Raw genomic sequence first — 14,947 nt, 5'->3', positions numbered from 1 at the left:
TTTGCGGCCTTTTTTCTTTTCTGTGGTGATATCGCACCGTAGAATCAATGACATCTTTTTCAGTTGAACGGAAATCATGCTGACTTTTGCCCGTCAACAACAGCGACAACATGTGCGCTGGATCCTGAGCCTGTCGGTACTGATGCTACTGACGCTGCTGTTAAGCCTGTGCGCTGGAGAACAGTGGATATTGCCTGCTGACTGGCTGACGCCGCGTGGCGAACTTTTTGTCTGGCAAATTCGCCTTCCACGCGCGCTGGCCGTTCTGCTGGTGGGGGCGGCGCTGGCCCTGTCCGGCGCAGTGATGCAGGCACTGTTTGAAAACCCCCTCGCCGAGCCTGGCCTGTTGGGTGTTTCCAACGGTGCGGGCGTGGGGCTGATTGCCGCAGTATTGTTGGGGAAGGGCGTGCTTCCACACTGGGCGCTCGGACTGTGTGCGATTGCCGGCGCGCTGGTCATTACCCTGATCCTCCTGCGTTTTGCCCGCCGTCATCTTTCGACCAGTCGCCTGCTGCTTGCCGGGGTGGCGCTGGGGATTATCTGTAGCGCCCTGATGACCTGGGCCATCTATTTTTCAACCTCATTTGATTTGCGCCAGTTGATGTACTGGATGATGGGCGGATTCGGTGGCGTCAATTGGGAGCAGGCCTGGCTGATGCTGGCCCTGATTCCGGTGCTGGTGTGGATCTGCTGTCAGTCGCAAGCGATGAACATGCTGTCGCTGGGGGAAACGTCTGCCCGACAACTGGGACTTCCTCTGTGGTTCTGGCGTAATCTGTTGGTGGTAGCGACCGGCTGGATGGTTGGGGTAAGCGTGGCGCTGGCGGGAGCCATTGGTTTTATTGGTCTGGTGATCCCCCATATTTTACGCCTGTGCGGCTTAACGGACCATCGCGTCCTGTTGCCAGCCTGCGCGCTGGCGGGTGCCATTGCGCTGCTGCTGGCGGATGTGGTGGCTCGCCTTGCGCTGGCTTCTGCGGAATTGCCGATTGGTGTGGTCACCGCGACGCTCGGGGCTCCGGTCTTTATCTGGCTATTACTCAAAGCTGGGCGTTAGGTACAACAAGACGGTCTATGATTAGAAGCTGGTATTTGAATCACTCACGATCCTGGAGAGGCTATGCAAGACTCAATTCTGAACACTGAAGTGACGACGATTGATGGCGAGGTCACGACCCTCGATAAGTATGCGGGCAATGTGCTGCTGGTGGTGAACGTGGCGTCAAAATGCGGTCTCACCCCGCAGTATGAGCAACTGGAAAATATTCAGAAGGCGTGGGCCGATCGTGGCTTCACCGTGCTGGGCTTTCCCTGCAATCAGTTTCTTGGACAGGAACCTGGCAGCGAGGATGAGATTAAAACTTACTGTGCGACCACCTGGGGCGTGACCTTCCCGATGTTCAGCAAGATTGAGGTGAATGGGGACGGGCGTCATCCGCTGTACCAGAAGCTGATTGACGCTGCACCGACGGCAGTGGCCCCTGAAGGGAGCGGCTTCTATGAGCGCATGGCCAGCAAAGGGCGTGCGCCGCTCAAGCCGGACGATATCCTGTGGAACTTCGAGAAGTTCCTTGTGGGGCGCGATGGCAAGGTTGTTCAGCGTTTTTCACCGGATATGACGCCGGAAGATCCCATCGTCATGGAAAGTATCAAACTGGCGCTGGCTAAATAATGTCATTACTGATGCAGTTACAGGATGTTGCCGATATCCCGCGGCTGGGGCCTCTTTGTGGAGAGGTCCGCGCAGGGGAGATCCTGCATCTGGTAGGGCCGAACGGTGCCGGGAAAAGTACACTGCTGGCGCGGATGGCTGGGCTAACCAGCGGAGCGGGAACGATCGCTTTCTCCGGTACGGAACTGGCGTCGTGGCCCGCCGCCAAACTGGCCCGGCATCGCGCTTATCTGGCGCAACAGCAGAATCCGCCTTTCGCGATGCCGGTATGGCACTTTCTGACGCTGCATCAGGCCGACAACACGCGGACGGACCAGCTTACTGCGGTGGCCGAGTCGCTGGGGCTGGCGGACAAGCTCGGGCGTAATGCGAAGGAACTCTCGGGCGGTGAATGGCAGCGTGTACGCCTTGCCGCCGTGATCCTGCAAATTGCACCAGAAACCAATCCGCAGGGGCAGTTGTTGCTACTCGACGAACCCATGAACAGCCTTGATGTTGCGCAGCAAAACGCGCTGGATCGTATTCTGAATCGCCTGTGTCAACAGGGGATTGCCATTGTGATGAGTAGCCACGATCTGAATCATACCTTGCGTCACGCGCATCGGGCATGGTTGCTCAAACAGGGAAGGCTGCTCGCCAGCGGTCCGCGTGATGAGGTGCTAACACCGGCGCATTTAACACAAGCCTATGGACTGCACTTTCGGTGTCTTGACATCGAAGGTCACAGAATGGTTATATCAACCACTTAAACGAAATGGTTTCTTGAAAAACCGCGTAAATACCCGCTATATGGGGTGAAGAATAGAAAAACAGAGGATTCGCCTGAATGCGTTTCTGGTTTCTTTTTTGCACAGCACTGTTGTTGGCAGGATGTAGTAGCCACCGAGCGCCGCCGCCTAATGCCCGGCTCTCTGATTCCATTACCGTTATTGCCGGATTAAATGATCAACTCCAGACCTGGCGCGGCACACCTTATCGTTACGGCGGCATGAGTCGCGGTGGCGTGGACTGTTCCGGCTTTGTGTTAATGACCATGCGCGACCAGTTCTCTTTGCAATTGCCGCGTGAAACCCGTCAACAGGCAAAACTGGGGACGGAAATCGATAAAGATGAATTGCTGCCCGGCGATCTGGTGTTTTTCAAAACAGGATCCGGGGAGAGCGGTTTACATGTGGGTATTTATGATACCAACGGTCAGTTTATTCATGCGTCAACCAGTCGTGGCGTGATGCGTTCGTCGCTGGATAATGTTTACTGGCGGAAAAATTTTTGGCAGGCGAGACGAATTTAGTCGCAGGGCGTTATTTCTGATTGAGTGCGTCCCTCGCTTTTATTGTCGTAAAAAGAACAATACTGGATATGTGTTTATAATCAGGATAAGCTGAAATCAAAGGAACCGGAACTCCGGGTGAAAAGGACAACATGAACATTTCCCCTCTGCCATTAGCAAAGATGGATGACGACATCCTGTGTAATAGGTTGCCGAATCACTCCCTGTGTGTGGGGCTGCCGTGATGAATATTTCACTGGATAATATGTATCATTCTGAACTCTATTTTCAGCCCGCCCGGAATGTACAACAGAAACTTATCGGCTTAAGCATCATCGCAAACTTTGTCAGTGATGATGGCAAGGTTCGCATCCCAACGGAACTGGCGCTTCCGCGACTCTCACCCGAAGAGCAGTGCCAGCTATTTATCGAAAAACTGACCTTGCTCGAAACGTGCCAGCATTTTTTTATTCAGCATAAACTGATCGCCTGGATTTATATAACCCCGGCAGTTGTGCCGTTATTATTAATGAACAGTGAGCGCGTTTCTGCCGTTAAACGATTTTCATTTCTGGAACTGATGATTAATGAGAATTTTCCCGAACTGGCTGACGGAAAAGAGAATAATACGCTAAATGCGCTGGCCGAACGTTTTCCGCTGGTACTGGCCAATTTTGGCGCAGGGGAAAGTGCCAACAAAGCCATATTCGATGGGTTATTTAAACGCATAATACTGGACCGGAATTTTGTCTACCGTCGGGCCACGCAACTCTCCTTCGAACCGTTCATGCGCGCCATACTCACGCAAGTTTCCCCCTATTGTGAATCGTTAATGATCGCCGGTATCGACAGCGAGGCGATGCTGAACCGCGTAACGCCATTCGGTTTTGGTGCCATGCAGGGCGGTTTGTGGCCTGCTGTCACCGCAAATCAGCTAATACAATTACTCCATCGATAACCTTTCTGTTTGCTGGTGTTTATGCCGGTGTTAACCGTCTACACTACAGACAGGAGGCCCTATGACCCTGTCTTTTACAACCCGCTGGCGCGATGAACTGCCAGCAACATTTACCGCACTGTCGCCAACGCCGCTGAATAATTCACGACTGGTTTGGCACAATGATGTGCTTGCCGAACACCTGGGTATTCCCGATTCACTTTTTTTTCCTCCTGATGCCCCGGCGGGTGTCTGGGGCGGCGAAACGCTGTTAGCGGGGATGTCTCCGCTGGCGCAGGTTTACAGCGGCCATCAGTTTGGCGTCTGGGCGGGGCAACTGGGCGACGGGCGTGGCATTTTACTGGGTGAGCAATTGCTTGCCGATGGCAGTACGATGGACTGGCATCTGAAAGGTGCGGGTCTGACGCCGTATTCACGTATGGGTGATGGTCGTGCAGTGTTGCGTTCCACTATTCGTGAAAGCCTCGCCAGTGAAGCGATGCACTATCTGGGGATACCAACGACCCGGGCGCTGGCGATTGTCACCAGCGAGACGCCGGTTTACCGTGAATCGGTGGAAGCGGGGGCGATGCTGATGCGACTGGCGCAAAGCCACATGCGCTTCGGTCATTTCGAGCACTTCTATTATCGCCGCGAGCCGGAAAACGTTCAGCAGCTGGCGGATTTCGCGATTCGCCATTACTGGCCGCATCTCCAGCATGAAGCCGATAAGTACATTCTCTGGTTTCGCGATGTGGTTGTACGAACCGCGTCACTGATAGCCGACTGGCAAACCGTAGGCTTTGCACATGGGGTGATGAACACCGATAACATGTCGATTCTCGGGCTGACGATGGACTACGGTCCGTTTGGTTTCCTGGATGATTATGAGCCCGGATTCATTTGTAACCATTCTGACCACCAGGGGCGCTATAGCTTCGATAATCAACCAGCAGTAGGCCTGTGGAATCTTCAGCGGCTCGCGCAAAGCCTGTCGCCTTTCATCAGCGTTGAAGCGCTGAATGATGCCCTCGATGGTTACCAGGTGGCGTTACTGACCCGCTATGGCCAGCGGATGCGGCAGAAACTGGGCTTCATGACCGAGCAAAAAGATGATAACAACCTGCTGAACGAATTGTTCAGTCTGATGGCTCGCGAGCGCAGTGACTATACCCGTACTTTCCGCATGCTGAGCGTCACCGAGCAGCAGAGCAGTGCATCGCCCTTGCGCGATGAATTTATCGATCGTGCCGCCTTTGATGACTGGTTTACACGTTACAGAACGCGTTTACAACGCGATGAAGTCGATGATGCGGCGCGCCAGTCGTTGATGCTGAGCGCTAATCCGTGCGTGGTGTTACGTAACTGGCTGGCGCAGCGGGCCATCGAGGCGGCGGAAAAAGGCGATATGCGCGAGCTGCATCGCTTACACGCCGTACTGCGGGAGCCTTTCCGTGAGCGCAATGATGACTACAGCCAGCGTCCGCCGGACTGGGGAAAGCGTCTGGAAGTCAGCTGTTCAAGTTGATGTTCTACTTGGTCAGCAAGAGTTTACCTGCCTGCGTTCGACGCAGCAGGTATTCCTGACCGTCGTGATCGATAATCACCTTGCCGTCATCACCTAACAGCTGCTGACTGCTGATCTTGCGGATGGGGGCAGGCGGGGGAGCCGCGTTTTCTTGTTCCTTAAGGCGGGGTGATTCAATGTTATCCATACGGGTATCGCGGCTGATTAATAATAATTAATGTAACAATGATTTTTATTATCAATAATGTGCTCAGCAACAACAAGTATTAAATGTGGTAGTTTGCGAAATGGGAAGAAGAATTGCCCACCCCCGAAAGGATGGGCGGGCGATCAGAAACGACTGTCAACCGCGGAGGCCAGTTTGCTCAGCAGCAGTTCAGTGTCTTCCCAGTTAAGGCAAGGATCGGTGATTGATTGACCGTAGACCAGCGGCTGTCCACTGACGATTTTCTGCGTACCTTCGCGCAAAAAGCTTTCCGCCATAATGCCGGCGATAGCAGTTGAACCGTTCCGGATCTGCTGGCAAATATCATCACAGACATCCAACTGACGACGATGTTGTTTCTGACAGTTGCCGTGGCTGAAATCAACGACCAGATGTTCAGGTAGATCAAATTCATGCAGTGTATCGCAGGCCGCCGCAATATCTTCAGCATGGTAGTTCGGCTTTTTGCCGCCACGCATAATGATATGGCCATAGGGGTTACCGCTGGTCTGGTAAATGGTCATCTGACCGGTTTTATCAGGCGAGAGGAACATATGACTGGCGCGGGAGGCACGAATTGCGTCCACGGCGATACGGGTATTTCCGTCGGTGCCGTTTTTAAAGCCGACCGGGCAGGAAAGTGCTGAGGCCATTTCTCGGTGGATCTGGCTTTCGGTGGTTCGCGCGCCAATGGCGCCCCAACTGATCAGATCGGCAATAAATTGCCCGGTCACCATATCGAGAAATTCCGTAGCGGTCGGAATACCCAGTTCATTGACCTGCAACAGCAGTTTGCGTGCCAGTTCAATACCGTGGTTCACGCGATAGCTGCCATTGAGGTCCGGATCGGAGATGAGACCTTTCCAGCCGACGACAGTGCGTGGCTTTTCAAAATAGGTGCGCATGACAATTTCCAGGCGCGCCTGGTGCTGAGTACGCAGCGCCTGTAAACGCGTGGCGTACTCCAGGGCGGCATCGAGGTCGTGAATGGAGCACGGCCCGACAATGACCAGCAAACGGCGGTCTTCACCATTCAGTATTCTTTCTATCCGGCGTCGGGAGTCGGTGACGTGGCTGGCGACGGCGGACGACACAGGATGCCGTTGCGCAAGTTCAGCGGGCGTAACCAGACTGTCTATACGCGCGGTACGCAGTTCATCGGTTCTGTTCATGACAATTCTCAGAAATTTGTGGCTTCTACGGCAGAGGTACCGGGAAGTGATGGGCACAACCTTAAACCAATCCCTGCTGATTTCAAGTGCGAGGTGGATCACACCTCGCGGCAGAACGGTATGATAACAAAAAAACAGAACTCGTGAACTAGTTTGTTAGTACATGCGTCGACTCAGTCCCATGATGTCGAGGATTTTGGTCGCAATCTCTTCAACCGAATAGTTAGTACTGTTCAGCCACGGGATCTGGTTTTTACGATAGAGCGCCTCGACTTCGGCCACTTCCATACGGCACTGGCGCAGGGAGGCGTAGCGGCTGTTTTCCCGGCGTTCTTCGCGGATAGCAGCCAGACGTTCCGGGTCAATCGTCAGGCCAAACAGCTTATGTTGCAGGGGTTTTAACGACGCGGGCAGAACCAGATTGTCCATGTCATCGGCAATAAAGGGGGAGTTCGCCGCGCGGATGCCAAACTGCATCGCCAGATAGAGACTGGTGGGCGTTTTGCCGCAGCGCGAGACGCCCAACAAAATGACCTGCGCCTGGTCGAGGTTGCGCAACGAAATGCCATCGTCGTGGGCAAGGGTGTAATCAATGGCGGCGATCCGCGCATCGTACTTGATCAGATTACCCGGATTCAGCCCGTGAGTCCGGTGGGCAATCGGCGTGGGGTAGAGCTTCATCTCGTGTTGCAGTGGGGTGATCAGCGCCTGCACGATATCCTGGCAGAAGCCTTCACTTTGCAGGATGATGGAACGGATTTCCGGCAATACAATCGAATAGAACACCAGTGGACGCACACCGGTTTGTTGAAAAATGGCGTCGATCTGGTCCTTAACGGCACGGGCACGGTTCTCATTTTCGACAAACGGTAGCGTGATACTGCTGATAGTGACCGGGAATTGCGACATCACCGCATGGCCCAACACTTCAGCGGTAATTGCCGTTCCATCGGAAATATAAAATACGTGACGATCTACAGCATTATCCATTTTTCACACCCTGAAAGTCAGTCATAATTCTCTGAAAGCATAAATTAAAATTACTCCGAAGCGTAGAAAATAACGCTTATTTTAAAAGTGAAATGGCATTTTTATATTTTATGAAATGTACATTTCATTTTCTGGAACAGATGTTTATACCGACACATTTTGTGGGGATCGCCCGCCACTCGCGGGTTTGCGCAAATGGGTAAACTGTCCGAAAAAATAAAAAATATATTTGCTTGAACGATTCACCGTTTTTTTAAGCGGGGTAAATATGCAAAGATAAATACGTAATTAAGCGTTTCCTAAACTCGTTCATTTATCACAAAAGGATTGTTCGATGTCCAACAATGGCTCGTCACCGCTGGTGCTTTGGTATAACCAACTCGGCATGAATGATGTAGACAGAGTTGGGGGCAAAAATGCCTCCCTGGGTGAAATGATTACTAACCTTTCCGGTATGGGTGTATCGGTACCGAATGGTTTTGCCACAACCGCCGATGCGTTTAATCAGTTTCTGGACCAAAGCGGTGTAAACCAGCGCATCTATGAACTGCTGGATCAAACGGATATTGATGATGTTACCGCGTTAGCGAAGGCTGGCGCGCAGATCCGCCAGTGGATTATCGACACTCCTTTCCAGCCTGAGCTGGAAAATGCTATCCGCGATGCCTACGCGCAACTCTCCGCGGACGATCAACATGCTTCTTTCGCCGTACGTTCTTCTGCAACGGCGGAAGATATGCCGGACGCCTCTTTTGCCGGTCAGCAGGAAACCTTCCTCAACGTCCAGGGCTTTGACGCGGTACTGGTCGCCGTGAAGCACGTCTTCGCGTCGCTGTTTAATGACCGCGCGATCTCCTATCGTGTTCACCAGGGCTACGATCACCGTGGCGTGGCGCTCTCTGCGGGCGTTCAACGGATGGTGCGTTCCGATCTGGCTTCCTCCGGCGTGATGTTCTCCATCGACACCGAATCCGGCTTCGATCAAGTGGTGTTCATCACCTCGGCATGGGGGCTGGGTGAGATGGTGGTGCAGGGCGCGGTGAACCCGGATGAGTTCTACGTCCACAAACCGACGCTGGCGGCCAACCGTCCATCTATTGTGCGTCGCACGATGGGTTCGAAAAAAATCCGCATGGTCTATGCCCCGACCCAGGAGCATGGCAAACAGGTCACCATTGAAGATGTGCCGCAGGAAAGCCGTGACATTTTCTCTCTGACCAACGAAGAAGTGCAGGAACTGGCGAAGCAGGCAGTACAGATCGAGAAACACTACGGTCGTCCAATGGACATCGAGTGGGCGAAAGACGGTCATACCGGCAAGCTGTTCATCGTACAGGCGCGTCCGGAAACCGTGCGTTCCCGCGGCCAGGTAATGGAGCGTTATACGCTGCACGCGCAGGGCAAAATCATTGCGGAAGGACGAGCCATCGGCCACCGCATTGGTGCGGGTCCGGTAAAAGTGATTCACGACATCAGCGAGATGAACCGCATTGAGCCAGGCGACGTGCTGGTGACTGACATGACCGACCCGGACTGGGAACCGATCATGAAAAAAGCGGCCGCGATTGTCACTAACCGTGGTGGTCGTACCTGCCACGCCGCCATTATCGCACGTGAGTTGGGTATTCCGGCGGTGGTCGGCTGTGGCGATGCCACTGAACGCATGAAGGATGACGAAAAGGTCACCGTTTCCTGCGCGGAAGGTGACACAGGCTACGTGTACGCTGACCTGCTCGACTTCAGCGTTAAGAGCTCCAGCGTCGATACTATGCCGGATCTGCCGCTGAAGGTGATGATGAACGTCGGTAACCCGGACAGGGCATTTGACTTTGCCTGTCTGCCTAACGAAGGCGTTGGCCTGGCGCGTCTGGAATTTATCATCAACCGTATGATCGGCGTACACCCGCGTGCGCTGCTGGAGTTTGACTCCCAGGATGCCAAACTGCAGAACGAAATCCGCGAGATGATGAAAGGCTTTGATTCTCCGCGTGAATTCTATGTCGGTCGCCTGACGGAAGGGATCGCCACCCTCGGTGCAGCATTCTGGCCGAAACGGGTGATTGTGCGTCTGTCAGACTTTAAGTCTAACGAATACGCGAACCTGGTCGGCGGTGAACGCTACGAGCCGGATGAAGAGAACCCGATGCTGGGCTTCCGCGGTGCGGGTCGCTATGTGTCGGACAGCTTCCGTGACTGCTTTGCGCTGGAATGCGACGCGGTGAAACGCGTGCGTAACGATATGGGCCTGACTAACGTCGAAATCATGATCCCATTCGTGCGTACCGTCGAGCAGGCAAAAGCGGTCGTGGAAGAGCTGGCGCGTCAGGGGCTGAAACGCGGTGAGAATGGCCTGAAGATCATCATGATGTGTGAGATCCCGTCCAACGCCCTGCTGGCTGAACAGTTCCTGCAATACTTTGACGGCTTCTCGATCGGCTCTAACGACATGACGCAGCTGGCGCTGGGTCTGGATCGTGACTCCGGCGTGGTGTCTGAACTGTTTGATGAGCGTAACGACGCGGTGAAAGCGCTGCTGTCGATGGCGATTCGCGCAGCGAAGAAACAGGGGAAATACGTCGGGATTTGCGGTCAGGGTCCGTCTGACCACGAAGACTTTGCCGCCTGGCTGATGGAAGAGGGGATCGACAGCCTGTCGCTGAACCCGGATACCGTTGTCCAGACCTGGCTGAGCCTGGCTGAACTGAAGAAGTAATGTAATGCCTGATGGCGCTACGCTTATCAGGCCTGCCGCGATTTCCCTGTATGCCGGATGGCGATACGCCGCCATCCGGCAATTGATACCATTGCAGTGCCCCTGTAGGCCGGATAAGGCGGTACGCCGCCATCCGGCGTTTTATGCCTCAACATACTCCTGGTGTAAACGCTGAATAATATCCTGGCGTAACAGGAACTTCTGGATCTTCCCGGATGCTGTTCTGGGCAACTTTTCAACCACCACGATGTGCTCCGGATACTTATACTTCGCCACACGTTTACGGCTAAAGAAGGCAACAACCTCTTCCAGTGACAGTGAATGATGCGGTGCTTTCAGCACGATGTAGGCGCAGGAACGTTCACCTAAACGCTCATCCGGCATGGCAACCACACAGGCATCGTGAATGCGCGGATGCTGTAACAGAATATCCTCCACCTCGCGACTACTGATGTTTTCACCGCCCCGGACGATGATATCTTTTTTGCGTCCGGTGACCTTAATATAGCCCGCCTCGTCCATCCGGCAGAGATCGCCGCTGTAGTACCAGCCCTCGCTATCCAGCGCCCGGGCGGTGAGTTCTGGTTCATCGAGATAGCCCATAAACACGTTCGGCCCGCGTGACGCCTCTTCTCCTTCAACGCCGGGCGGAACCGGGTTACGCGCTTCATCAACAATCTTAATCTCCACGCCCGCCGCGGCATAGCCGTCGGTATTCATCATCCGGGAGAGTGGGTCATCAAGGTTCACCAGCGCATGCGGCGAGCTTTCCGTCGAGCCGTAGACGCTGAGCAGCTTAATGCCGCGCTGCTGGCAGTCACGGGCAATGCGCTTCGGAATAGTGGTGCCGCCGCACAAAAAAAATCGCAGCGAAGAGAGATCGGCAGGCTGCTGTTCAACGGTACACAGCAGATCGTAAACAAACGGCGTAGCCCCTAACACACAGGTACAGCGCTGTTGCTCCAACAGTTCAAGGCAGGCCGTTGGGGTAAAAATATCCAGCAGCACGCTGCGTGCGCCGATCAGAAACGGTGCCGTCACGCCGTGTAAAAAACCAGTGGCGTGTCCCAGCGGCGCCGGCATCAGAAAGACGTCCAGCCAGGTCAGATTCAGACGCGCACAATAGGCCCGCTCGCTGGCAAGAATATTGTTGTGGCTGAGCATGACGCCTTTCGGCATTCCCTCGGTGCCAGAGGTAAACAACACGGCGGCCAGTTCGTCACCGTGAACCGGAATGTGACGGGCAAGCGGTGCGCTGTCCGTCACGATCTGGCTGAGGGCGAGTGAGGTGGTGGCCGGAGCCAGCTTATCGACGCCGATAATGTGTTGCAAATGGGGTAACTGGTTTTGCAGGGGCAAGATCAAATCGACCGGACGCGTCTGTTTAAACACGGTTGGCGCGAAAAACAGCTTCGCCTGGCACTTGTTCAGCACCCATACCAGTTCGGCTTCACGCCAGGCAGGCAGAAGGGGAACGGATACTGCGCCGGTTTTCAGGCAGGCGAGATAGATAACGGTAAATTCGCACCAGCCTGGAAGCTGAAAAGCAACGCGGTCGCCGGGCTGGATGCCATTTGCCAGCATCCAGCTTGCCAGACAGCTTGCTGCATGGTCGAGTGCGGCGTAGGTGAATGCCGTGCCGTGGCTATCCACGACGGCAATTTTATCCGGCACGCTGCGCGCGGTTTGCTGCCAGTAGTCTCCCAGCGAGGCATCGCCCCAAAAGCCAAGCTTGCGGTATGCGTCCCGCCGGCTGGCATCAAACGTTAATGTGACACTCATCGGAGATTCCCGGTAAATCAAGTGGGTAGTGAGGTGTTGGCGGCCGGATAAGACGCCAGGCGTCACTCTCCGGCATTGGTGTCCATCAGCTGTATCAGCCGTAGCGAAAATCCACGCCAAAAGTGCCTGCGGGGTACTCCCATTTTTCGAGGATCGTTTCACCGCATAGCACCCGACAGGTTCCGCACTCCAGACAGCCTGCGGAATCAAAGTGAATTGTGCCCGCCTCATCCTGCTTATAGAGTCCAGCGGGGCAGGCGTTAAGCAATTTTTGAAACTCTTTACTGTCCGGGTTGGCCGTCAGAATGATGTGCGGATGGCCTTCATCAACATGGAATTTATTGACGCCAAGCTTGACGTCTACGTTAACGCGATTTTCCTGACTCATAGTGCGGTGACTCCCTTAATGCCATCCTTCAGCAGATTCATCAGACCTATCTGTTTTGCATGCGACAGGATCATTTTGCGCATCGGCTGATTCGGCCCGCCATCAATGGTGAACATGTCGCTCATGATGTCCGCCACCATACGGGGATACTGAGTGAACAGGCGGGGGTTTTCCATCAGCGCCGGTATTTTGCGGAAATGCTGCATATCACGCATGACACACCCTTTTTCCAGTTCGCTTTTGTATTCCGCCAGCGTGCGGGCAGAGAAATCGTTGCGCTCTTTTGCGACAATCGCCGCGTGTGCCGCCGCTTCGGCGGAGGCGATGGCTAAATCCATTCCGCGCACTGTGAAACCGAGATTCAGGCAAAAGCCTGCGGCATCACCGACAATCATTACGCCGTCGCCGACCAGCTCTGGTACCATCGCCAGCCCGCCTTCCGGCACCATGTGCGCCGAGTATTCCAGCAGCTTGCCGCCCTGAATCAACGGACGAACGGCGGGGTGCTGTTTAAAATCTTCCAGCATCTGCGGCACGCTTTTTTGCGCATGGGCCATATCACCCAGTCCACATACCAGGCCGAGAGAAACGGAATCGCGGTTGGTATAGAGGAACCCTCCGCCCATCAGACCGTTTGACGGGGAACCGGCGAACAGCCAGGCCGCGCCTTCGTTTCCGGACAGGTTAAAGCGATCGTTGATTTGTTCCGGGGAAAGGCCAATCAACTCTTTCACGCCTACCGCGTAATGATGCGCCGACGAAGCAGGGACCATGCCGAGTGAACGTCCCAGTATCGAATTGACGCCATCGGCGAGGATCACCACGTTGGCTTCGAGAATGTCATCACCGGCCTGCACGCCAGTCACCTGGTTACCTTCACGGATTAGCGCGTCCACACGTACGCCGGGGATAAACTGCGCGCCAACCGCTTCAGCTTGTTCCATCAGCCACGGATCGAGGCGGTTGCGCAACACGGTGTAGGACGCCTGACCAGGGACATCCGCCTGTTCGCGATGGTAGTCCAGCGTGGTCGCGCTTTCTTCTGTCATAAACGAGATTTTCTCGCGGGTAACTTTACGCTCAACCGGGGCCTGCTGGCCAAAACCGGGCATTATGCGCTCAATGACGTGGGCGTAGAGACGCCCCCCGGTCATATTTTTACTGCCTGCGCTGTTGCCGCGCTCGATGACCAGAACATCGAGCCCGGCTTTTGCCATAACGTACGCCGCCACCGTTCCCGCTACGCCAGCACCGACGACGATGGCATCAAATTTTTCATCCGACATGCTTAAAGCTCCCTTCCCGCCGTTTGCACGGCGGGAGATGTGGGTAATGGTGAGAGTTAGCGCAACTGCGCGATCAGGGCAGGGACCACTTTGTAGATATCGCCCACCAGTCCGTAATCGGCATAGTTGAAGATTGGCGCGTTCTTATCTTTGTTCACGGCGACAATCACTTTGGCGCCGTTGCCGCCAACCATATGCTGAATCTGTCCGGAGATGCCCAGCGTCAGATACAGTTCGGACTTCAGTAACACGCCAGAAACGCCGATATAACGCTCGCGCTCCATCCAGTTTTCCCCTTCGGCGATTGGACGTGAACAGCCCACTTCGGCGCCCAGCACCGCAGCCAGTTCGCGCACCATGTTCAGGTCGTCCTGTGCCGCCAGACCACGACCCACACCCACTACGCGTTTTGCTTTGCTCAGATCAACGCTGCTGAGCGATTTGGCGCGCCGTTCCTGACACAGGATCTCCTGTTGCGGGGCAACCCATTCAGCGGTGACCACCGGGCAGTCATGTGCAGGATTTGCCGCGACAGGCTCCAGTACGCCAGGCGCGAGGGTGATAATGGCCAGCGGGCTGTTCAGCTTTTCTTTGCCAAACGCCAGTCCGCCATACATACGGTGCTCGGCAAACAGCGCGTTGTCGTCGACGCTTACCGCCGTTGCATCGTTCACCATTGCTGCATCGAGTTGAATACTTAAACGCGCGCCCAGCGCTTTGCACCGTTTGGTTGCCGCCATCAGCAGTAGCCCGTTGCCTTTTTCGCGGATCTGCGCGGCCAGCGTCTCGGCGTAGTTTTCAATTCGCTGCAATTCAGACGTCTTCGCAAGCACGATGACACCGTCAGCGCCGAGCGGCTTAACGCGTGCCGCCTGTTCGGAACCCTGAACGATGGCGTAGACCTGCTGACCCCACTGACGCGCGCCAGCCATCAGTTCTGCATAGCGTTCAACGTTATCGCTAAATACCCAGACGTGGGTTAATTGACTCATGATTGTGTTCTC

At 54.8% G+C, this 14,947-nt stretch carries 14 protein-coding genes; 7 read left to right on the top strand and 7 right to left on the bottom strand.

What is annotated here, in order from left to right; translation table 11 throughout:
• Positions 1-76 precede the first annotated feature (76 nt).
• The 6 genes from btuC to selO all read left to right on the top strand — a co-directional run bounded on the left by btuC (position 77) and on the right by selO (position 5,407).
• The gene (gene btuC / locus I6L53_RS12070) at positions 77-1,057 is read left to right on the top strand and encodes a vitamin B12 ABC transporter permease BtuC (protein WP_042319360.1); all 981 of its coding nucleotides are present in this window, start codon (positions 77-79) and stop codon (positions 1,055-1,057) included.
• A gap of 63 nt (positions 1,058-1,120) precedes the next feature.
• Complete coding sequence (locus I6L53_RS12065) at positions 1,121-1,672, top strand: glutathione peroxidase (protein ID WP_042319359.1); 552 nt, start codon at positions 1,121-1,123, stop codon at positions 1,670-1,672.
• A complete protein-coding gene (gene btuD / locus I6L53_RS12060; RefSeq protein ID WP_042319357.1) occupies positions 1,672-2,421 on the top strand; it encodes a vitamin B12 ABC transporter ATP-binding protein BtuD in 750 nt (249 codons plus the stop codon). Before I6L53_RS12065 ends, btuD begins: the two co-directional genes overlap by 1 nt.
• Positions 2,422-2,498: 77 nt before the next feature.
• Entirely contained in the window at positions 2,499-2,963 is a 465-nt protein-coding gene (locus I6L53_RS12055; RefSeq protein WP_042319354.1) for a C40 family peptidase, read from the top strand.
• Between the two features lie 223 nt (positions 2,964-3,186).
• Entirely contained in the window at positions 3,187-3,900 is a 714-nt protein-coding gene (locus I6L53_RS12050; RefSeq protein WP_042319351.1) for an EAL domain-containing protein, read from the top strand.
• Positions 3,901-3,961: 61 nt separating this feature from the next.
• Positions 3,962-5,407 (top strand): protein adenylyltransferase SelO, encoded by a 1,446-nt coding sequence (selO, locus tag I6L53_RS12045; protein WP_042319348.1) that lies wholly within the window; start codon positions 3,962-3,964, stop codon positions 5,405-5,407.
• Positions 5,408-5,411: 4 nt separating this feature from the next.
• Here selO and hemP read toward each other — a convergent pair whose 3' ends face one another.
• The 3 genes from hemP to ppsR form a co-directional block, all read right to left on the bottom strand.
• Positions 5,412-5,594: a hemin uptake protein HemP gene (gene hemP, locus I6L53_RS12040; RefSeq protein ID WP_042319345.1), complete on the bottom strand. Its 183-nt coding sequence runs from the start codon at positions 5,592-5,594 to the stop codon at positions 5,412-5,414.
• Between the two features lie 143 nt (positions 5,595-5,737).
• Positions 5,738-6,784, bottom strand: coding sequence for a 3-deoxy-7-phosphoheptulonate synthase AroH (gene aroH, locus I6L53_RS12035; RefSeq protein ID WP_042319343.1), 1,047 nt, complete (start codon positions 6,782-6,784; stop codon positions 5,738-5,740).
• A 156-nt stretch (positions 6,785-6,940) separates the two neighbouring features.
• Positions 6,941-7,774 carry a posphoenolpyruvate synthetase regulatory kinase/phosphorylase PpsR gene (ppsR, locus tag I6L53_RS12030; RefSeq protein WP_042319341.1) on the bottom strand — a complete coding sequence of 278 codons (834 nt, stop codon included), beginning with the start codon at positions 7,772-7,774 and terminating at the stop codon, positions 6,941-6,943.
• Between the two features lie 334 nt (positions 7,775-8,108).
• On the opposite strand from ppsR, the gene ppsA reads away from it, so the two are divergent.
• Positions 8,109-10,487 carry a phosphoenolpyruvate synthase gene (gene ppsA / locus I6L53_RS12025; RefSeq protein ID WP_042319338.1) on the top strand — a complete coding sequence of 793 codons (2,379 nt, stop codon included), beginning with the start codon at positions 8,109-8,111 and terminating at the stop codon, positions 10,485-10,487.
• Between the two features lie 141 nt (positions 10,488-10,628).
• On the opposite strand, the gene fadK is transcribed toward ppsA, so the two are convergent.
• From fadK to I6L53_RS12005, 4 genes are all read right to left on the bottom strand, one after another.
• Positions 10,629-12,269, bottom strand: a complete 1,641-nt coding sequence (gene fadK, locus I6L53_RS12020) for a medium-chain fatty-acid--CoA ligase (protein ID WP_042319337.1) — start codon at positions 12,267-12,269, stop codon at positions 10,629-10,631.
• Positions 12,270-12,363: 94 nt separating this feature from the next.
• Complete coding sequence (locus I6L53_RS12015) at positions 12,364-12,657, bottom strand: ferredoxin family protein (RefSeq protein WP_042319335.1); 294 nt, start codon at positions 12,655-12,657, stop codon at positions 12,364-12,366.
• Positions 12,654-13,943 carry an FAD-dependent oxidoreductase gene (locus tag I6L53_RS12010; protein WP_042319333.1) on the bottom strand — a complete coding sequence of 430 codons (1,290 nt, stop codon included), beginning with the start codon at positions 13,941-13,943 and terminating at the stop codon, positions 12,654-12,656. Before I6L53_RS12010 ends, I6L53_RS12015 begins: the two co-directional genes overlap by 4 nt.
• A gap of 56 nt (positions 13,944-13,999) precedes the next feature.
• Complete coding sequence (locus I6L53_RS12005) at positions 14,000-14,935, bottom strand: electron transfer flavoprotein subunit alpha (protein ID WP_042319332.1); 936 nt, start codon at positions 14,933-14,935, stop codon at positions 14,000-14,002.
• Positions 14,936-14,947 lie beyond the last annotated feature (12 nt).

The organism is Citrobacter farmeri (assembly GCF_019048065.1).
Classification (GTDB): Bacteria; Pseudomonadota; Gammaproteobacteria; order Enterobacterales; family Enterobacteriaceae; genus Citrobacter_A; species Citrobacter_A farmeri.
The sequence above is the reverse complement of the archived record's forward strand: the minus strand, read 5'-3'. Positions and strand labels throughout refer to the sequence as shown.